Origin of the sequence: Streptomyces sp. TLI_146, assembly GCF_002846415.1 — a bacterium.
GTDB lineage: Bacteria > Actinomycetota > Actinomycetes > Streptomycetales > Streptomycetaceae > Streptomyces.
On record NZ_PJMX01000001.1, the window covers coordinates 8,388,224 to 8,407,955 of the forward strand.

Below are 19,732 nucleotides of genomic sequence, written 5' to 3' on the forward strand. Positions count from 1 at the left end.
CCCAGACCAGCGAGTACTCACCCCGGCCACGCTGGACCGAACCAGCCAAGCGAGCGGATGCGTTCCGTAGTCGAGTCATCGCTCTGGGGTGACAGCCTTGACTGTCTGCGTCTCTGCTGACGCTGGGTGGGGCTGGGCGATGAGTGGTGGGGTGGTTCTTTACCGTGAGCATCTCCATTGATCAACTCGCTTTACATTTCCCTCACTTGACTCTGGCTTTTGCTGCTCATGGGGCTGCGGTCGTCTGCCCTGCCACTTGATCGAGCCGCTGTCATGTTCCATTTGGAATGGAGTGTTCCGCTGGCTTAAAGAAGATCATTACTCGACATATGGCGGATACGGTCATGGCGACTGGTTCATCCGGTTGACGGGGGTACGGGATGAGCGGGGCGTTTGCGTCCCTTCATGCCGTGTGCGCCCGTCCTGAAGTTCGTTGACGGGGGTACGGGGGATGACCGTGGGCGGGGAGTCCATGCGTGCGGTGGCGGCTGCTGCCCCACGGGTAGTGCGGCCGGACTCGGGTTTCCCGCAGGTCAGTGCGGCGTCAGCAACGGCCCACGCGACGTCCGGGCCGCAGTAGCCGCAGTGCTCGATACCCCGTGAGGCGCTGAAGCGCCCTCTCGTCGGCGAGAAACATCGTCCAGCGGTCCGGCAAACCCCCTTGGCATCAGGATCACGCGTCCTGGTCGCGAGGGCTGATTTCTCCGCGCGTTCGAGAACTACGAATTCCACTTGGTGAGGCACTGGTGAAGTGCCTACTTCGCCATGACCGCTCTCCATATATCGGGTCACCCAGCATGGGGGACCAGAGGGGTTACTGACACAGCATGCACAACAGCCACATCACCTCCGCGCGTTTGCGGAAGATCGTCACTCGCGGCATCGTGGCCACCACCGCGCTGGCCGCCGTGAGCGGAGCCGTCGTACCGGCCACCGCCGCCGAGCAGCCCGCGAAGGCGAGTGCCCAGGCCGGTGCCGTGGGCACGACCGCCGAGCAGCGTGTCGAGGCGGCGTCGAAGGTCGACTTCGATCCGCCGTCGGAGGTGCTCCTGCTCAGCGACTACGACTTCATCCACGTGCTGTGGCAGAAGGCCAGGGATGCGGGCGAGCGCATGGCGACGGTGCGTACCGCCGCGGAGGAGGCGATGCTCAGCTCCAAGCCCGAGGACCACGTGCGGTTCATCACGGCGGGCATCGGCGAGGCGCGCAAGACCGACCAGAAGCGCGAGCGGGACAAGGCGGAGGCCGACCGTGCGGCCAGGCTCGCCAAGTCCCAGGCCCTGCTGGCGGTGGGTATTCCGAGCAGTCCGGAGCTGCTGGAGCTCAGCGATGACAACTTCGTGCGCGCCATCGTGAGGCATCCGGCCTCCGGGCCGGAGGTGCGGTCGGCGGGTGCCCGCGCGCTGGCGGGTGACGCGCCCGACTGGCACGAGTTCATCGTGAACGGCGCCCGCGAGGCCCACAAGCGCGACGTGGCGAACGAGCTCAAGGAGATCGAGGAGAAGAACCGCCAGGAAGCCGAGCGCAAGCGGCAGTTGGCCGCCCGCAAGAACGTGGCGGCGCTCTTCCGTGTGACGCCGAGTGAGGCCATGCTCGGCCTTGCCGACGACAACTTCATCCGCGAACTGCTGCGCGCTGCCCCTACCGACGTCAAGGGCACCGAACTCTTCTCGGCCGCCCAGAAGGCGCTGCTCAGCTCCGACCCGGCCGCGTGGAAGAAATACATCGACGCCGGGGCCGACGAGGCGTACAAGCGTGACGACGAGAACCGCCGCAAGAAGATCGCCGAGGAGAACCGTCAGCTCGCCCGGCGCATCCAGGCCGCGGCGGAGAACGGCGGTGTGAACCCCAACCTGGTGGCCGCCGCGAAGAAGGCGCTGGCCGGGACGGACGAGGACGTCGCCACGCTCCTGAAGGACGAGAACCAGCACCGGGCCCGGCGGCAGTCCTTCATGTCGTCCTACGTCACCGACATCGGCTGGTACATCCGCAGGAACGCCGCCGACGGCGACAAGGTGTTCATCGCCCCGATGAGCCACGGTTTCAAGCAGGCCGACCGTGAGGACGCCACCTGGGTCATCGTGCCCGCGCTGGCCAACAACCCCGGCTGCTTCTCCTTCGAGTCGGTGAGCAAGCCCGGGTACTACCTGAGGAACGAGCACCAGGGCGAGAACGTGCTGGTCGCCGGGGACGACGGCAGTGCGGAGTTCCGGTCGGACGCCTCCTGGTGCCCCCGCAAGGGCTTCAACGGGTACGGGAAGTCCTTTGAGCTCGCGAGCAAGCCGGGTGTCTGGCTGCGGAACTTCCAGGGGCGCCTCTACGGGATGACCCAGTACGGCACGGACTTCAACCAGGACTCCACCTGGCTGGTCATCGAGCCGTACGCGGACTGACCGCCTCCTGCTTGCTTCCTGCTCCCGAACCCTCCGCAGAGATGAACGGACTCCACATGTTCCGGACCGTCAGAGCCGCGCTGGCCGTCGGTGCCAGCGTCGCCGCCCTGATCGGCAGCGCGACCACCGCCCAGGCGGCCCCGTCCACGTCCCACGCCTCGGCCGGTGCGCCGTCCTACGTACGGCTCCAGGTCGAACGCAGCGGCAAGTGCCTCACCATCCAGGACGGCGCCATCGGCAATGGCGCCTACGCGGCGCAGTCCACCTGCGACGTCGGTGCGCGCCACCAGCTCTTCAGTCTGAAGCCCGCCGGTTCGGGAACCTTCGAACTGCAGGCCCAGCACAGTGGCCGGTGCCTGGCCGGCTCCGACATCGAGGTCGGCCAGCAGTGGTGCTTCGACGATTCCAGCCAGCGCTGGCGGGTGATGCTCGTCGAGGTCGCCAAGGACCTGTACGAACTGAGGCCCATGTCGGCTCCCGACCGCTGCCTGAACATCGACTTCTGGCAGCCCGAGGAGGACGGCACGCGCGCGATGATCTGGGACTGCGGCAGTGACCTCGCCCGCTGGCGCCTGCTGCCGGCCTGACGCCCACCACCGAGAAGAAAGGGAATCACGATGGCAAGACTCCTCCGTCGCGCGCTGGCCGTCTGTGCCGGTGCCGCCGCGGTGGCCGCCGGCGCGCCCACCGCACACGCGTCGGCGAACACCGGCGCACCCGCCTCCGCCTCCGCCGAGACGATCGTCACCCTCCAACTGGTGGGCAGCGAGATGTGCCTGGACCTCTCGGGTGTCGCTGAAAACGGCGCGAAGGCCATCCAGTGGACCTGCGACGGGACCGACACCCAGCAGTGGCGCATGATCCCCGTGGACAACTCCTCCTTCGAACTCCGGTCGATGCGCAGCGGCAGGTGCCTCGAAGTCGAGAACAGCGGTACGCAGATCGGAGCCGCTGTGCAGGTGTGGGACTGCACCGGGGGCAAGCAGATGCGCTGGCAGACCGCCCTGGTCGACTTTGCCAACAAGAGCTACGAGTTCCGGGTCACCCACACGAGCGAGCGCTGCCTGGACATCAACAACGGTGGCTTCCTGAACGGTGTGCGGACCAACGGCGTGGGCGCGCAGTCGTGGTCCTGCAACCAGAGCGACGCCCAGCTCTGGCAGATCAAGGCGGTCAAGTGACCGGCCGCGCACCTAGGTGGCTCGTGCCCGTCCTGACGGCCGGATTGCTGGCGGGCGGGGGAGTGGTCGCCGAGGCCGCGCCGGCCCGGGCCGCGGTCACCGCCGCGGACGGCGGGGCGGCCGACCAGCCCTCGCCGGTCAGGTCCGCGGCGGCCCAGGCGGCCCGGGACCGGGTTCTGAAGATGGCGATGTCGAATCTGCCGTCCGAGATACGTGTGTCTGCCTGGCTCGCGCTGCGCAGCTCGCGCGGCGACGAGGCGATCAGGGAGTGGCTGGCGCCGGGAGGCGGGTTCGAGCTGGCCGTGCAGCGGATGAAGGAGACCCGGAGCCGTAACCGCGCGTTCTGCGAGCGGGTGGCACGCACCCACACCGCGACCTTCGCCCCGGAAGTGCACGCGGCCGCGGAACGCGCCGTGAAGGGAACGGACGCGGACCGGGCACTCTTCGTCAAGTCCGGTTATGCCGAGGCCCAGAAGCGCGACCGGGCGGTCCGGGAGGCGGATGCCCAGCACCGGCGGGACGTCACGGCGAAGGACCGGGAGTTCATACGGGACGTCGCCGAGCAAGACCCGGGCGAGAACGTGCGGGTCGCGGCGCGATGGGCGTTGCGACCGTCGGCGACCGATGCGGACGTCGCGGAGTTCTTCGGGTACGGCTGGGCGTCGGGTGCGGCCCTGGATCTCGAGGGGTACCGGCTGCGGGGCGCGGAGGCCGAGACCGTACGGCACTACACCTTGTCCCGGTTGGTGGAGAAGGCCGTGGCTGCCGAGGCCGCGTTGAAGGACGCGGCCGACGCCGCGCAGGCGCGGGTCGAGGCGGAGGCGGCGTGGAAGGCGGTGGCCGACCACTCCGATACGGCTCGTCAGAGGTTGCTGGCCGAGCAGGAGGCGGCACGGGCGCAGGCCGAGAACTGGCGGAACATCGCCAGGGTGGCGGGTGACAGTGCCGACAGCCTCTGGAAGCACATCGCTGAGCCGGCCGGGGCCAACCAGGATTCCTGGGCGAAGGAACAGGCGGACGCGGCCGGTACGGCGGCGTTCTGGAAGGACATGTACGACCGGGCCCAGGACGGAGAGGGCCGCGTCAAGGGCTGACGAGGCGCGGTCGGCGGGGTGACCCGTCGCCCGGGCCCGTGAGGGGGCCCGCGGTTTCTCTCGCTCCCCCATGCCCCTGCCCGTGTGTGCGGGCAGGGGCTTCTTTTTCCCTTTTTCAGGAGGATTTTTCGTGATGCGCAGATTACGGCCGTGGGGCGGAAGAAGACGCGGTGCCGCGGGCGCGGTGGTGAGAAGGACGGTGACCACGGCGGTCGTCGTGGCGCTGCTGGGCGGCACGATGCAGCAGGCCGTCGCCGCCACCGACCAGCCCGCGACGCGGCCGCTGTCGGCCCTGGCCCCGCGCACGCCAGGCGTGCCGGTTGCTGTTGCCAGGACCGCGGCCGAGCAGGCGAGTGACGACCGTGATCGTGAACTGGTCGACATCTATGCGCAGTTCGATGAGGAAGAGGAGGTCAGGGAGGCCGCCAAGAAGGCTCTGGAGAGCACCGATCCGCAGGCGATCCGGGCATTTCTGGAGCACGGCGAGTCCGAGGCCCGTCACCGCGCCAAGGAGAAGAAGGACGCCGCGGACGCCGACAACCGTCGCACGATCGAGGCGATGCGCGGCACGGGCGGCTCCTTCTTGGAGCAGGAGATCGACCGGGTTCTGAAGGGGTCGCGGCAGGACCGGGCCGACTTCATCGCCTTCGGCGCGCAGATCGCGCGGCAGCGGGACAACCAGACCGGGCAGAACGACAAGAAGCGCGCGGAAGAGAACCGCAAGCGGGTCGAGATGCTGGCGGCGTCCGGCGGTCCGGAGGTCAAGAAAGCCGCTCTGGCGGCCCTCGCGACCAACGACGACAAGGTGATCGCGGAGTTCCTGGAGAAGGGCTACCAGGTCGCCGCGCAGAAGGACGCCGACCGGCGGGCCGCCGAGGAGAAGGCCCAGAAGGAGGCCCAGGAGGCCGCCGAGAAGCTGCGGAAGCTGGCGGAGAACACCGCGCGCGCCGCAGAGGCCCGTACGAAGCTCATCGCTGCCCACGGTGATGCGGTCAAGGCCCTCAAGAGCGCCTCGAACGCCATGAGTTCGGCGGCCGCACAGGCACGTCAGGCCGACCGGATGCTGGCTGCCGACCGGGCCGGCAAGCGGTCGTCGGACTACGGTCCGGTCAAGGCCGAGATCGCCCGGCAGGTCAAGAACGCGGACGAGGCGGCCAAGCAGGCCCAGGTCGCCGCGGGCCGCGCGAAGGTGCAGGCCGATGTCCTGGTGGAGACCGGTCTGGCGCGCGGCGCGCAGTGGGCGGAGGTCGCCGCGGGCATCGCGTCGGCGGCGGCTGCCGCGGTCAAGGCCACACAGACCGCGCAGCACGCGGTGGACGCGACGGCTGCCGACGCCGCGGGTCTGGGGGCGAAGAACCAGGCGGAGTTGCACGAGGAGCAGGCCAAGCAGTGGCGTGCGAACACCGAGGAGCACGCGAAGGCCGCGGCGCAGCTGGCGGAAGCGGCCGGTCGTCAGGCGAAGGTCGCCGAGGACGCCGCCGCGAAGAGCAAGCAGGCGCGCATCGACGCGGAGAAGGCCGAGAAGGAAGCCTGGGACCACGCCAGGAAGACCCGCGAGGCCCGCGTGGAAGCACAGCGCCAGGCGAAGATCGCCACGGAACAGCGGGCGATCGCCGAGCACGAGCGCACCCTGGCCGCACAGGCCCGTGCGCGGGCGGAGCGCGAGCGGAACAACGCCGCCGCGGCGCGGGCGCGGGCCGATGCCGAGGCTCGTACGGCCGCCGCCAAGCGTGCGGAGGCCCAGGCGGCCGCCGCTGACGCCGCTGCCGCGCGGGAGCGGGCCTCCGTCCAGGAGGGCAAGTCCGCCACCGCGGACGAAGCCGCTCGCGGCGACGAGGAGAAGGCGCGCGAGGCGCGGAACAAGGCGTTCGACGCCGAGCGCGAGCACAAGGCCGAGGAGGCCCGGGCCCGGGCGACCGAGGCGTACGCCGCCGCGGCCCAGGGCACGCAGGACGCCGAGGCCGCACGGACCGCCGCGACCGAGGCGCGGTCCGCGGCCAATGCCGCGGGGCAGGCTGCCGTGCGGGCCCGAACCGCTGCCGACGAGGCGAGCGGTGCGGCCACGCGGTCGCGCTCCGCCGCCATCGCGGCCGAGGGCGCCGCCGCCCGTGCGCGGGCCGCGGCCGCCGAGGCGTCCGCGCATGCCGCGCGGGCGAACGAGGCGGCGAACAACGCGGAAGCCGCCGCCGCAGCAGCCAATCAGGCCGCGACGAAGGCCGCTTACGAGGCGTCGGCCACCCAAGCCGCCGCCCTGCGCGCCGACCACAAGGCTGCCGAGGCGACGGCTCAGGAAGCCCGTGCGGGAATGGCCGCGCACGAGGCGGCCCGCCTGGCAGGTCTCGCGGCAGTCGAGGCGAATGGTGCCCTGCAGGCAGCCAACCGTACGAAGGACGAAGCGGACGGCGCCAACCGCGAGGCCGCGATGGCGCAGATCCAGGCCGTGGTCGCGGTGCAGGCGTCGATGTCGGCGCGTTCGACGGCCGCGGGTATCGCCGATCCGGCGAACACGGCCATCGACCTTACAGCCCCCTTCTCCGGCCAGGACCTCGACGCGGACTTCGCCGCAGCGGTGGCCAAGGCCGCTGTGGAGATGGGCGCGGAGCAGGTCAAGTCGGCCGAGACCAAGGCGAACGAGGCGGTCAAGGCCGCCGAGGCCGCCGAGGAAGCGGCCAGCCGTGCCAACGCCCAGGTGGCACCGGCCTTCAAGGCCGCGGCCAACGCGGCGCGCTCGTCGGCGGACGCGGCCCGTTCCTCCGCCGCCGCCCTCAAGTCGGCGGCCCAGGCGGCCGAGGAGGCAGCGCAGGCCCGTGCGGCCGCAGCGCGCGCCAACCAGGCAGACGCTCAGGCGCAGGCGGACGCCCGGGACGCCCGCCAGGCGGCCAACGACGCGTACGCGGACGCGAACGCGGCCCGTAACGCTGCCACCGCTGCCGAGGCGGACGCCCAGCGTGCCGGCGACGCCGCCACCCGGGCGGAGAACGAGGCAGCCGCAGCCAACAGCGCCGCCACCATGGCGGAGAAGCAGGCGGCCATCGCCCAGGGCGCGGCCAAGCAGGCGGAGAAGGACGCCGCCGACGCGGACAGGCTGGCCGACTCCGCCGAGGAGCACGCCAAGTCGGCGGAGACGGCGGCGAAGAACGCCGACACCTACGCCAAGGAGGCCGACCAGGCGGCCAAGAACGCCGAGCAGTACCAGCGCGAACAGGAGCGCAAGGCTCGCGAGGAAGCCGCCCGGAAGGCGTCGGAGGCCCATGACGTCTCCGCGTCGGGGTCGGAGCTGGACCAGGCGCTCAAGGAGCTCAACCTCACCCCCGAGCAGTACAAGGAGGCCAAGGACCTCGCGGGCAAGGATCTCATCGACTACTTGATGGAGAACGGGGCCGAGCTGCTGGTCGAGCTCTTCCTGGAGGACATCAAGGCCTGCATCGACGACCCCGACATCCCGACGTGCCTCTGGGCGATCGTCCAGAACATCGGGCCCGGCAAGCTGCTCAAGATCGGCAGCAAGCTCCCGAAGATCACGAAGGCCATCTGGGGCATCAACAAGTTCCTCGACAAGATCGCCGCGGCGAAGAAGCGGCTCAAGAAGGTCGAGGAAGCCGTCGAGCGGGTGCAGAAGAAGATTCCGGACTGCGACCGCGACAAGCCGAAGCCCAAGCCCAAGGGAATCGCCAGGGCCGCCCGCAGCGGCGGCGCGAAGGACGCGGTGAAGGACATCGCGTGCGGCGAGATGGAGTTCTTCACCGTCCAGGACAAGGCCGACGCGGCTCGACTCCGGGCCGGCGGCAACCCCTTCCCCACCGAGCCGCACCGGGCGCACTTCGGCCCCGGCGTCTACGCATGGGGCAGCCGCGCCGAGGCCGTGGCCTACGCGGCCAACAAGCCGGGCTCCGAGATCATGCGGTTCACGGTCAGCAACGTGGCCCTGGCGATGTTCCCACAGGCCCACCTGGGCCTCATGTCGGACGACGCCGCGACGGAGTTCATGGAGAAGTACAGTCTTCTCTGGGACGGAAAACCCACCCACGGCCTGAGTTACATCACCCGACCGACGGCCAAGGGCACGGAGAACTACTTCGCGTCCACGGTCTTCCTCATGCTGAAATTCGACTGATGACAGAATCCAGAACCTATACCTACAAGCTCCTCAAAGGGCCCTGGGGCGTCAGGATCTCGCTCACCGCGCAGGTGGTGCACGCAGAGCCCTCGGACGGTGAGCGCGTGTCCGCCGAGGTGCCTGTGTGGATCGCCTTCGAGGAAACGGCTTCCGGACTCGACGAAGCCGTCAAGGCGGGATTGCGTGACGGCCTCGCGGCGGTCGCGTCCGAGGTCTCCGACAGTGTGGCAGGTACCCCTGCCACCGTAATCATCCACCGGATGTCCTACGTCGAGTCGGACTTCCAGGAAGAGGGTGTCCCGGTGGCGATGTGCCGTTGGGCCGAGGAGGAGTTCGGTCTCCCGCCGCGCCGGATCGACGCATCGTTCGACCGGACGGCCAACCGCTATTCCTTCGACTGGCGCTGACCCTTCTACGGCGGTTGCCCTGCTGCTCCATTCGGCAGGGCAACCGCGCTGCCGTCGCGGCGGGGTCGGCGGGGATGCGTTATGCCCGGTGCGCGACCGCACTGTCGCTGTCTACGGTTCGTACAAGGGCAGGAAGTGGATGACCGCTTGCTCATACGGATGGGCCTCGCGGACGGCCCGCCGGACGGCAGCGGCCTGATCCGCGTCGCAGACCGACTCGATTCGGCACTCCTCGCTGTGCTGTACGACACCCACCTCGCCGTCGTACGGCTGCGAGCCTGGAAGGGGCTGCCAGTTGCCCGTCACCTTCCAGATGCTGGAACACCGGGCATACTCGCCTACCTGTCCTGCCCCTGCCGAGTGGAGAGCGTCGATCACTGCTTCCGCGTGGCTCTCGGGGACGGATATCTCGATCTTCAACCGCGTCATGCCTGGACCTTAGCGACCGGGTGACCAGCACTTCCGACCGGCTCTAGGGCACGAGGACGATCTTGCCCTGCACTCGGCCGGTTTCGCTGAGCTCGTGGGCCTTCGCGGCCTCGGTGAGAGGGAGGGCCTCGGCGATCGTGGGGCGCACACCGTGGGTGTCGACGAGTTCCGCGAAGGCGGTCAGCACGGCGGGGGTTGGCTCCAGGAAGAACTCCACGAACCGTACGCCGAGTTCGGCGGCGCGGGCCGTCACCTCGGTGCGGTCCACGCCGACGCCGACGACATCGACCAGGATGCCGCCCGGCTTGAGGGTGGCCAGCGAGCGCGGGCCGTAGTCGTTGCTGACAGTGTCCAGCACCGCGTCGATGTCGCGCAGGGCCGAGAAGTCCTCCACCGTGTAGTCGATCAGCTCGTCGGCGCCGAGTCCGCGCAGGTAGTCGTGCTTGGCGGCGCGGGCCGTGCCGATGACGTATGCGCCCCGGGCCTTGGCGATCTGCACACCGAGGTGGCCGACTCCGCCGGCCGCGCCGTGGATCAGCACGCGCTGGCCGGGCTGTACGTCGGAGAGAGCCACCAGAGCCTGGTAGGCGGTGAAGCCGGAGATCGGCAGGGCGGCGGCGCCGACGTGGTCGAGGGTGCGCGGCTTGGGCGAGATCCGGTCCTCGGTGACCACCACGTGGTCGGCGTGGCTGCCGTGCGGCGGGATGGTCCAGCCGTAGACGTCCTCGCCCACCGCGAAGCGGACCGCGCCCTCGCCGACGGCCTCCACGGTGCCGCTGAACTCGTGCCCGAGCACGAACGGCGGCGGCCCGAAGAAGTCCACCTTGCCGATGCGGACCTTCCAGTCCGCGGGGTTCATACCGGTGGCCCGTACCCGGACCAGGACTTCTCCGGGGCCCGGCGAAGGGATGGGTATCTCGGCGAGTTCCAGTACGTCGGAGCCGCCGATGGCCTGCTGTGTGATCACCCGTGTCGTTGTCATATAGATCATTTTGAGCCAGGTGATCATGGAAGGGAAGCTGTTTCGCCCCCAGCTTCCAGCGTCTTCCTCGCAGGCGACCTGCGCCGCTCACCGGTATTGGGCCTAGCCGAGCACCCCGGGTGGTGCAGTCCCGTGACTATGGGCCCAACGAGCTCTATGCGCCGTGCAGTTGGCGCCAGGTCTCGGCCGGGTCGTCGCTGTGCAGATAGTCAAAATTGAAAAGTACGTCGCCGTCCGCGTTCACCAGACGCGACACTGCCAGATCAGGGTCGACCAGCCACCGGGGTTCCTCGCCGTCCCGCCGCGAGACGACCGCCAGCGCCACCCGGTCGCCCGCGTACGGCGGCTCAACGCCCGGGCCGGCGTACAGCACCCAGGTCGCACCGCCCGCCACCGAGGCGAGGTAGAACTCATCGGGACCGGGCCCGAGGAGGGAGGCGAGCACCTCGCCCACCGCCAGGTCCCCGCGCACGGCATAGCGAGCCTCCTCCACGTAGCCCTTCGGGCCCCGATCGTCCCCGGCGTGGACCCGGTCCCGGTCGACGCGCAGGATTGTCCCGCCCGCTGGCAGGGGCTTCGCTTTAGCCGGCGGGGGCGTCGTGCCCGGCGCCTCCACGTACGGCGGCCGTACACGGCGGGGCGCGGCCGGTGTTTCGGCGTCGCGCCCCCGGCGCTGCCACATCTGGTGGGCGCCCTCGATGGCGAGAGCGGTAACGGCGGTGACACCGAAATACACAGGCCAGGGCAGGCGGAGGACGACGCCGAGGAGCGCGGCCAGGACGACGCCGATGGCGACCAGTACGGGTGTGGGCAGAGCCCTGGCGGGCTGGGTGGTCATGGCGAGGCCCTCAAGGTGTGGTGGAGCGGAACGAACGCTCAACGTATCCCGGTAGCCGTTCCGCGTCTGTGTCGCCCGACACTGTGCTGGGGTCTCATAGCCGAGCGGCCGAACGGGTGACTGATACTGCCCCGGCCGTCCGCGCCGTCCGCGCCGTTCCAGACCACGGCTCCCATCCATATCGGCCACCAGAACACAGACTCGGGCAGGAGGGGCCCACGTAGGCAGTGTGGCCGAGCACATCGCCACCGAGTAGGACGCTGGCTCCGCCGCGCGGGTGATCGCAGGACGTTGCTCTCCTGCCAGTGGCCTTACGAGTCAGCCGTGCAGGCTGATGGAACGCGCTGAGGACCGCTCGATGATGAGACGCATGAGCATTCACCCGGCCCCTTGCCCTGCCACATCCGTTGCCGCACCGCCCCGTTGGGCGGTCTGGGCCGCGCACCTGACCACGTTGCTGGTCCTGCCGAGCGGGCTATGGCGTATCGCCATGGTGCTCGGCCACCCCTCCGGCTATACAGAGGCGGGCTTCGTGCCGTTCGATACACCCGGTGCCAAGGTGTGGATGCTGACGCTCAGCGTGGTCTGCGAGCTGGTCGCGTTCCTGACGCTCGGCTTGGTACGGCCGTGGGGCGAGGTCGTGCCCCGCTGGATACCGCTGATCGGAGGGCGAGCTGTCCGGCCGCTGGCCGCCGTGATCCCTGCCGCACTCGGCTCGGCGGCCCTCACCCTGATCTGGACCAACTTCCTCTTGTGGTGGACGTATCCGCACGACGACATGACACAGACCGGAAGGCTTGTCGTCGGCATCCTCTACCAGCCATTGGTGCTCTGGGGCCCGCTCGCCGCAGCCGTAACCGTTTCCTACTACCGCCGCCATCGAGCCGCGCAGCATCGGATCTCGGCGGGCTGAAAGCCCAACCTTGCGGCGGGCGGCTCAGTGCGGTGAGGGCACGGTCCTCCTCTCGTCCGCGGACAACTCTCGTTGTCCGGCGCTTTGACCCGTCTGACCTGGGCGGATCGCATTGGGGTCGCGCGGACAACGCTCCCTACCGGCAGTGTCAGGGCCGCGGAGCCCAGCCGGGGAACACTCGACGCCCCGCGAAGACACAAGTCCGGCCTGCCAGATGGCCGGTGCATGCCAGTACCCATGCCCGCGAAGCCTTCGACGGCATGGCCGTGAACAGAGGAGACGTCATGCTCAAACGCATTCTCGCCACATCGGCCGCTCTCGGTGCCGCCCTGGTCGGCACCCTGTCCCTGGCCCCCGCCGCCTCCGCCCAGGAGTCCGGATACGCGTGCCGGTCCGACAACACGCCGAACCATTCATGGGCGAACTGGGGAGGCGCCAACATAGACGCCTGCATCGCCCGCAACGGCTCCCAGATCATCGCGGGGATCGGAGTCAACAACGTGTTCGCGTCCGATCCCTGTGCCCAGCTCGTGGACGCGGATACCGGAAGATGGCTGTACGACTTCGGGTGCGTCGACAAGCGGACCGGCAGCTGGGTCCCGGCCTTCTCCGGAAACCACTACTTCAACTACCCCTCGATCGACCTCGCCAAGACCGGTCGACAGGTGGTGGTGCAGGTCGGCTTCTGGGCCGATTTCGGCTCTGGGGCGCAGTACTACATGAACGTGCAGAGCCCGCGGATCATCTTCTGACACCCGTGAGAACGTCGACGGAGGCCGATCCCCACGCGCTCCCGTTCCCGTACGGGGACGACCGGGCGGCACGATAACAACGGTACGGCCCTGGACGTCACCAGCGCCTCCGTCGTACAGCAGACAACAGTGCGCTGGCCCCGGGCTGATACACGGGGCCAGCGCATCCGTCCTCAACGGGGAACGGGCCCCGGTAGGCGAACGCGGCTCGAACCTTGCGTCAGGGCACAACCGCCCAGCGGGGCCGCGTGCACCCGGAAGGTGTGCTTCTCGGCAAGGCGTCCTGGAGCGGCCACGGAGAGCTAGCCGCTCGGCGGTTACCCGGCCGGGCCGTCGGTGTACTCGTCGCTGATCGTGCGAAGGCCGTGAGTTGGAGCTCCGACCAGGTAGACGGTCGGCTTGGTGACGTCCCGAAGCCGCCTCGCGGGTTTGAGCCGGGTGCCGCGGTTGACGAACCGGGTGACGAGTCGTGTCCTACCGGCTCGTAGCACGGCCAACCGCCCCTGCCACGTCCTATACGTCCTACTCCTCCGGCTCCCAGGCACGGAGCAGGTCCCACAGCCCTGCATCTCCGTCAACGCGCAAGGAGTCGGCCGGGATACGGTCGTACAAGGCAAGGACCAGCTCACTGGCCGTGCCGTGGAGAGAGATACCTGCTGCCTCCGAGTCCTCGCCGGTCGCGGCAGCGGGCGCGGGGATGCGGGTGGAGCGCGCGCCGTCGCCGTCGACCGTGAGGCGCCAGGAGGGGCCCTCGGCGGTGTGGAAGTCGAAGGCCGTGGGCTTGTGCGGCCAGGCGCTGTGCGTCGCGACGCAGGTGAACAGGAACTCCTCGACACCGTCGAGGGCGACCTCGGCCGGAAGCGGCTGCGGGGCGCCCGCGGCGAGCAGGGCGTCGTAGGTGTGCACCGCGCTCTCCTGAACCCGGTGCCGGGCGACTCCGCCAGAGGTACGCGGCGTCTGCAGGCCACTCCACCAAGCCCAGCAACCGCCCTCCGGTCCTGCCTCGCGCAGGGCGCTCAACAGAAGCTGCGTCGACGCGGCCAGCCAGGCCAGCAAGGCCTCACGCTCCTGCGGCACTTCCAGAGCGGCGCGCGCAGCGACGGCCTCGGCCGGGGGAGCGTCGGCGGGCCCCGCGGCGACGATGGCCGCCCAGAAACGGTCTCCCCCACCCAGGTGCTTCACCAGATCGAACAGCGTCCACTCGGGGCAGGTCGGCACCTGCGCGTCGAGACTGGGCGCGGCGGCGACCGCTGCGCGGAAGGCGGTCGACCGTTCATCGATCAGTCGCAGCAGGTCAGGGAACTCAAGATTCTTTTCCACGCCGGATGTCTATCACCGTGCCCCGGCGATCGGACAGCGATTTTCACAAGTCGCCGCCGGTTGGCCATCCGGACGCCGCCCTCGCCTACCACCGCTCGTGTGACAAGCCGCGCACTGCTGCGAGGACCCTGGCGGTGGCGGTACGCCAGGCGTCGTGCCTGTGGGTGCTCCGGCCTCGCCGCGCGGCCGGGCACCTCGGCGTTCTTTCCGGCGCTGCCGCAACAGGGCGCTGGCTGCCCTAGCGGCTGATCTTCCCAGCCCGATCCTCGCTGACGTGAGTGGGATGCACCGTCACACCGCGTTCTGCTGGGTCGCCTACGCTCTACGTGACTGAGACGAGTACCACGCTGCTCGCGGCGAAGTGGAAGCTGAGGGAGGGGAGGACGGAAGACTCACGGCTGAAAGCCTGTGAGCGGTGGCCGATCTGAAGAGGGCCGCTAACCAGCCGACTCCACAGTCAAGTCACCGTTCGTTGTCGACAGATCCAAGCGGTACTTGCCCGACGGGTCGTTCTTGAACGCCACCTTTTTGTCGCCGTGGGAGTTGTTCGCTGAGATCCGGTAGGCGGCGGGCGGGGCCGTGACCGTGAGGCTGCCGCTCGTCGTGCGGGCCCTGATGTTCTGCGCAGTGGCTGTCTCGATCGTCACCTCGCCGTTCGACGTCTGCGTGTCGATGTCGCCGTCCTTGGCGCCCTTGACGTTCACGTCACCGTTGGACGTGCGCAGCTTCACCGGCCCCGTTGTCCTGTTCACCACGATCTCGCCGTTGCTGGTGTGCACGTCGACCATACCGACAGCGGTCAGCGTCACACTGCCGTTGGAGGTTCCTCCCGTCACCGCAAGACCGGCGGGGACCTTGACGACGTAGTCGACGCCGCAGTGCTTGCCGCAGCCGGCGAGCGTCAGGACGCCGTTCTCGACGCTGAACGAGGTACCACTCGGCTTGTCACCACGGTAGTTGACCTTGCGGTGCACAGAGGTCGTTGAAACACCTGCTGAGGCGTCCACCTTCACCCCGCCGTTCCCGGTGTCGAGACGGATCGAGGTGATCTTCTGGGGCACCTTGGCGTCGTCCTCGAAGGTCTTGTCCTGGTCGAGGGTCGAGCACGCGGAGAGCCCTCCGGTAGTGAGAGCGGCCATAGCCACTGCTGCAAGGAGAGGCGTCTGCCGACGTCGCATGAAGTTCCCCCGTTTGGAGCGAGTTGGATCGATGAACGGTCACCGCGACTGTACGCAGCCACGGTCCGGCCCACACTGGGGGAAACCCCCCAATGCGCCGGGCGGGCTGACCTGCACGGTAACCACAGCCGCCGCGCGGAGATCGCCTGAACTCATTGTCGCGCTCCACCGGAAGAGGCTGCGGCGCCCAGCTCACCAGGGCTGCGCAAAGCGGGGGCGATGCGCTCGGCCCGCGCCAAGTCGTCCACTCCTTCAGGAGGTTGGTGCCTGGCTTTGTCACCGGTCTGAAGGGGCGGCCCCTGGGAGAGGGTTTGGTCGGTGAGCGTCTGGAGGCTGTAGCGGCGCGTGGGGCGGAACTTTGGGCCGTGGGGGAGGAGCTGGCGGATGTGCCGGTCGGCGGCTTGCAACAGGGCTGCCACAAGGTTTCAAGATTGCTTGACCTTGCCCCGGCAGCGAAGGCGACAGTGTCTTGACAGATCACGTGGGCGAGTGATGGGTGCTCGCCAACCGGCAGGACGAACAGGTGAGGAGTTCGGGTGACGGCGGCCTGCGTCATTTTTGATATCGGTGGCGTGCTGGAGATCACGCCGACAACCGGATGGGTGCAGCGGTGGGAAGAGCGGCTGGCGTTACCGCGGGGCACCGTGGATGAGCGGATGCGTGATGTGTGGCAGGCCGGGAGTGTCGGCCACATCAGCGAACACGACGTGCAGTGGGAGGCGGCAAGCCGTTTGGGGCTTGACGTGCCGCAGGTGGAGGCCTTCATGGCTGATCTCTGGGCGGAGTATCTGGGCACGCCCAACGAGGAACTCATCGCCTATGTACAGGGGCTGCGGGGAAGCTGCCGACTGGGCATCTTGAGTAACAGCTTCGTGGGTGCCCGGGAGCGGGAGACGGCGCTGTACCGCTTCGATGAACTGGTCGAGCAGATCGTGTACTCGCACGAGATCGGCATCGAGAAGCCGGATCCAGGTGCCTTCGAGGCCGCATGTGCCAGCCTGGAAGTACGGCCGGAGGATTGTCTCTTCATCGACGATTTCGCCGTGAACGTTGAGGCTGCCCGGGCGGCGGGCATGCAGGCGCATCTGTTCGAGGACAACGCCGGCACGATCACGCGGATCACAGCTCATCTGGACGCTGGCGCCCGGGGGGCAGGGCGTGTCCCGCTCGGTTGACGTCGGTCTGGCCGGCGTTGATCGGTTGGGGTCAGGTAGCGTGTGGCTGTGGAGCGTGGACAGGTACCAGGTGGCCCGCTGAGCGATGATGAGTTCGAGGACTTCAAGGCGTTGCTTCGCCGGTATTGCGCGTACGAGCTGGACCAGTGGGACTGTCTTCAGACCCCGACCCCGTACGGCCCTGCGTACGTGATGTTCAGCAGGGCGCTGCCGCCTGGCGTCACGGATGAGGTGTTCCATGAGTTCTAGCCTCACTGGGCAGGGGCTGAGGAAGGATCCTTCCGCGACCGTCGTACCGGGAGAGTGGCGGGCCTCGTCCCGGATCGTCGTCGACGCCGAGCGCCCAATGCTCTTGGTCAGTCCTGACGCTGAGCGTCCGTGTCTGCGTCCGCGAAGGAATCGGCTTGTGACTTGACTTCCTCGGAGCTTTCCGGCTCGCCGGTAGTGAGCTTCTTGGCCTTGCGGGTGGTGTCGTCGACGGCGTCGCCGAGGAGGTGGAGGGGATCGTTGCCGGGCTGCGGCGCCATGGTGACTCCTGCGTCGTGGCTGCGTAGGGACAGTGATGCCGGGTGCCAGCTCAGCACAACCGGGGGCTCAATTGTGGGATGTGACCGTTTCTGCAGGGAGTGCATCGCCAGGTCATGCCACGCGGGCCAACAATGAGCGCAACGACTACACCCGGGGCGACGGCGTCAACGCCCCCGCGCCGACCTCGATGCCTCGCTGTTCCTGCGCGGCTACCACTCCTGACCCCGGGCGCCGAGCCACCGGGATCGGCGATGGCCGGATGTACGGGAATCCCACGCAGCGGGCCAGAGTTACTGACTGTGACAGCTATGCCGACGGGCTGATCCGGGGCCCGCCGCCGGGAAGGGACGGGCATGAGTCTTCGTCAGTTCGAGTACGCCCTGGCCGTCGCCGATGCGGGCTCGGTGACTGCGGCGGCCGAGCGGCTGCACGTCGCCCAGCCGTCGGTGTCCCAGCAGATCCGCGGCCTGGAGCGGGACCTCGGCGTGGAGCTGTTCGCCCGTACGCCGAGCGGATTGGTCCCCACCGTGGTCGGGCGCGCCTTCCTGCGGGAGGCGGAGGTTGCGGTGAGCGCGTCGCGGCGGGCCAGGGCTACCGCGCGGGCCGGTGCCGACGAGCTGGTGGGCGAGTTGGTGGTCTCGGTGCAGATGGGTTTCGGCACCCGGCAGTTGCCGGGCGCCCTGAGGGCGCTGCGCCGCCGTTTCCCGAGGCTTGAGGTCACCGTCTTCGAGGAGCCCAGCTCCGCCGAGCTGGACCGGCTGTGCCGCCGGGGCGTGCTGGACCTCGCCTTGATGGCGGCGTGCGAGCAGAGCCCCGACGACGCCCACAAGCTCGGTGGCGAGGAGTTCGTCGTGGTCCTGGGTGCCGGGCACCGGCTGCTCGCCGCGGACCGGGTCGAGCCGCGCGACCTGGAGGGGGAGCCGTGGGTGAGGTTCGACCGCGACAGTGCGCTCGACGCCGTGCTCCTGAACGCGCTGAGGGACAACGAGCTCGCCCCGGTCACGGCCGCCCGCGTGTCGCAGGCCGCGACCGCCGTGCGCTGGGCCGCCCACGGACTGGGGGCGACGCTTGTCCCCGCCTCGGCCGTGCCCCGGGGGCATGAACACCTGGTGCGGCCGGTGTTCCCGGCCGTCACACAGCCCGTGATCGCGGTGCTCCGGCCCGGGGCCGGGCCGGCAGAGACGGCCCTGCTCGCATTCCTGCGACAGGAGAATTGGTCCCCGCTGATTTCTCATTGACGGATGCCCGGAAGTGGCGTTCCCGTAATTCCGTCGGACGTCAGCTCCTGGGGAATTCACCGCCGTCCACGTAGAGATTGCTGCCGGTCAGCCAGCTCGCCTGGTTGGAGACGAGGAACAGAACCGTGTGGGCGATGTCCTCGGGGCGGCCGTCCCGTCCCAGCGGGGTGGTGGTCTCCGCGCCATTCCGGCCCGAGGCCGAGTTCAGCCCTGCCCACTGCTCCCGCGTCGCCTCGCCGCCGGGGGTGGCGACCCTGCCGGGAGAGACGGTGTTGACGCGGATGCCGAGCGGGGCCAGTTCCAGGGCCAGACCCCGGCTGTAGTTCTCCAGGGCCGCCTTGGCCGCTGTGTAGTGCAGGAACGATCCGAGCGGGGCGAGGGTCGCGGCCGAGGAGACATGGACGATCGCCCCCGAGCGCTGCTCTCGCATACCCGGCACCAGCAAGGCGTCCAGTCGCACCGAGGCGAGGAAGTTCAGGTCCAGCGCGTCCTGCCACACCTCGTCGGGGATGTCCGACGCTCCCTCGTACGGCTGCGCTCCACCCGCGTTGTGGATCAGGATGTCCACACCGCCCAGGCTTGTCCGCGCGGCCGCGGCGATTGCTTGGGCTCCGGCCGGGGTCCGTACGTCGGCCTCCACGAAGGCGGCCCCTTCCGGCACCGGGGCCGTCGCCGACCTGGCGGTCGTGAGTACTTGGGCGCCGACGTCCAGCAGCTGGCGGACGACCGCCGCTCCGATTCCTCGGGTTCCGCCCGTCACCAGCGCCCGCTTTCCCTTGAGTTCCCGCGTCGTCGATTCGTTTTCGATGCTGGTCATCTCGCCGTTCCTTTTCTTCGCGTCGTGAACTGGTTTCACGGTAGGTCCGGAAAGGAACGAGAGGCAAAGACGAAATATCAGCAGGGCCTATAGGCAACTCCTATGGCAGCGAGGTCACTTGAGGGCTGTTGCTGTTCCGCGCTCGGCGGGCTCCTTACCCGGCTCTGCGTCTACTGGTACGTACGAGCGGAGTGGAACGCTGTTGGTTCCGTAGTTGGGGACGCATACCGCTCTACGTATCGGCGTGCTGGGCCGTGACATGGGGTGTGCCTGGCGGCCCTGGCAGGGGTTATGCGCGAGGCGTTGGGGGAGGTATGCGGCAGGGGAGTTGGTGGAGGCCGAGGCGGGGCGCGCCGACCCCCATTTCGCT

General features: G+C 69.1%; 17 protein-coding genes. 10 read left to right on the forward strand and 7 right to left on the reverse strand.

All coding sequences use genetic code 11. The annotated features are described in order from the left end of the window. The first annotated feature begins 827 nt into the window (after nt 1–827). From BX283_RS37310 to BX283_RS37335, 6 genes are all read left to right on the forward strand, one after another. The gene (locus BX283_RS37310) at nt 828–2,393 is read left to right on the forward strand and encodes an AbfB domain-containing protein (RefSeq protein ID WP_101391797.1); all 1,566 of its coding nucleotides are present in this window, start codon (nt 828–830) and stop codon (nt 2,391–2,393) included. Between the two features lie 41 nt (nt 2,394–2,434). Next, entirely contained in the window at nt 2,435–2,980 is a 546-nt protein-coding gene (locus tag BX283_RS37315) for an RICIN domain-containing protein (RefSeq protein ID WP_101391798.1), read from the forward strand. A 30-nt stretch (nt 2,981–3,010) separates the two neighbouring features. After that, on the forward strand, nt 3,011–3,574 hold the full coding sequence (locus tag BX283_RS37320) for an RICIN domain-containing protein (protein WP_101391799.1): 564 nt from the start codon (nt 3,011–3,013) through the stop codon (nt 3,572–3,574). A gap of 23 nt (nt 3,575–3,597) precedes the next feature. After that, on the forward strand, nt 3,598–4,668 hold the full coding sequence (locus BX283_RS37325) for a hypothetical protein (RefSeq protein ID WP_257584151.1): 1,071 nt from the start codon (nt 3,598–3,600) through the stop codon (nt 4,666–4,668). Between the two features lie 199 nt (nt 4,669–4,867). After that, nucleotides 4,868–8,782, forward strand: coding sequence for a hypothetical protein (locus tag BX283_RS37330; protein ID WP_101391800.1), 3,915 nt, complete (start codon nt 4,868–4,870; stop codon nt 8,780–8,782). Next, the gene (locus tag BX283_RS37335) at nt 8,782–9,192 is read left to right on the forward strand and encodes a hypothetical protein (RefSeq protein WP_101391801.1); all 411 of its coding nucleotides are present in this window, start codon (nt 8,782–8,784) and stop codon (nt 9,190–9,192) included. The genes BX283_RS37330 and BX283_RS37335 overlap by 1 nt, the downstream gene beginning before the upstream one ends. Before the next feature lie 111 nt (nt 9,193–9,303). Here the strand turns inward: BX283_RS37335 and BX283_RS37340 are convergent, their stop codons facing one another. The 3 genes from BX283_RS37340 to BX283_RS37350 all read right to left on the reverse strand — a co-directional run bounded on the left by BX283_RS37340 (nt 9,304) and on the right by BX283_RS37350 (nt 11,441). After that, complete coding sequence (locus BX283_RS37340; RefSeq protein WP_101391802.1) at nt 9,304–9,621, reverse strand: hypothetical protein; 318 nt, start codon at nt 9,619–9,621, stop codon at nt 9,304–9,306. Between the two features lie 43 nt (nt 9,622–9,664). Next, nucleotides 9,665–10,630, reverse strand: a complete 966-nt coding sequence (locus tag BX283_RS37345) for an NADP-dependent oxidoreductase (protein ID WP_257584153.1) — start codon at nt 10,628–10,630, stop codon at nt 9,665–9,667. 127 nt (nt 10,631–10,757) lie between these two features. Continuing rightward, nucleotides 10,758–11,441 carry a hypothetical protein gene (locus tag BX283_RS37350; protein WP_101391803.1) on the reverse strand — a complete coding sequence of 228 codons (684 nt, stop codon included), beginning with the start codon at nt 11,439–11,441 and terminating at the stop codon, nt 10,758–10,760. Nucleotides 11,442–11,802: 361 nt separating this feature from the next. Here BX283_RS37350 and BX283_RS37355 point away from each other — a divergent pair, with 361 nt between their 5' ends. Together BX283_RS37355 and BX283_RS37360 are read left to right on the forward strand one after the other, a co-directional pair. Then, entirely contained in the window at nt 11,803–12,354 is a 552-nt protein-coding gene (locus BX283_RS37355; protein WP_101392829.1) for a hypothetical protein, read from the forward strand. 284 nt (nt 12,355–12,638) lie between these two features. Beyond that, complete coding sequence (locus BX283_RS37360) at nt 12,639–13,106, forward strand: hypothetical protein (RefSeq protein WP_101391804.1); 468 nt, start codon at nt 12,639–12,641, stop codon at nt 13,104–13,106. Nucleotides 13,107–13,628: 522 nt separating this feature from the next. Here BX283_RS37360 and BX283_RS37365 read toward each other — a convergent pair. Then, entirely contained in the window at nt 13,629–14,426 is a 798-nt protein-coding gene (locus tag BX283_RS37365) for a maleylpyruvate isomerase family mycothiol-dependent enzyme (RefSeq protein ID WP_101391805.1), read from the reverse strand. Nucleotides 14,427–14,863: 437 nt separating this feature from the next. Then, a complete protein-coding gene (locus tag BX283_RS37370; RefSeq protein ID WP_257584154.1) occupies nt 14,864–15,565 on the reverse strand; it encodes a DUF4097 family beta strand repeat-containing protein in 702 nt (233 codons plus the stop codon). 575 nt (nt 15,566–16,140) lie between these two features. On the opposite strand from BX283_RS37370, the gene BX283_RS37375 reads away from it, so the two are divergent. Further along, nucleotides 16,141–16,779 (forward strand): HAD family phosphatase, encoded by a 639-nt coding sequence (locus BX283_RS37375; RefSeq protein ID WP_101391807.1) that lies wholly within the window; start codon nt 16,141–16,143, stop codon nt 16,777–16,779. Nucleotides 16,780–17,135: 356 nt separating this feature from the next. Here BX283_RS37375 and BX283_RS40905 read toward each other — a convergent pair whose 3' ends face one another. Beyond that, a complete protein-coding gene (locus tag BX283_RS40905; protein WP_180357380.1) occupies nt 17,136–17,306 on the reverse strand; it encodes a hypothetical protein in 171 nt (56 codons plus the stop codon). A gap of 354 nt (nt 17,307–17,660) precedes the next feature. On the opposite strand from BX283_RS40905, the gene BX283_RS37385 reads away from it, so the two are divergent. Then, entirely contained in the window at nt 17,661–18,545 is an 885-nt protein-coding gene (locus tag BX283_RS37385; RefSeq protein ID WP_101391809.1) for a LysR family transcriptional regulator, read from the forward strand. Between the two features lie 40 nt (nt 18,546–18,585). Here the strand turns inward: BX283_RS37385 and BX283_RS37390 are convergent, their stop codons facing one another. Next, nucleotides 18,586–19,362 carry an oxidoreductase gene (locus BX283_RS37390; protein ID WP_101391810.1) on the reverse strand — a complete coding sequence of 259 codons (777 nt, stop codon included), beginning with the start codon at nt 19,360–19,362 and terminating at the stop codon, nt 18,586–18,588. Nucleotides 19,363–19,732 lie beyond the last annotated feature (370 nt).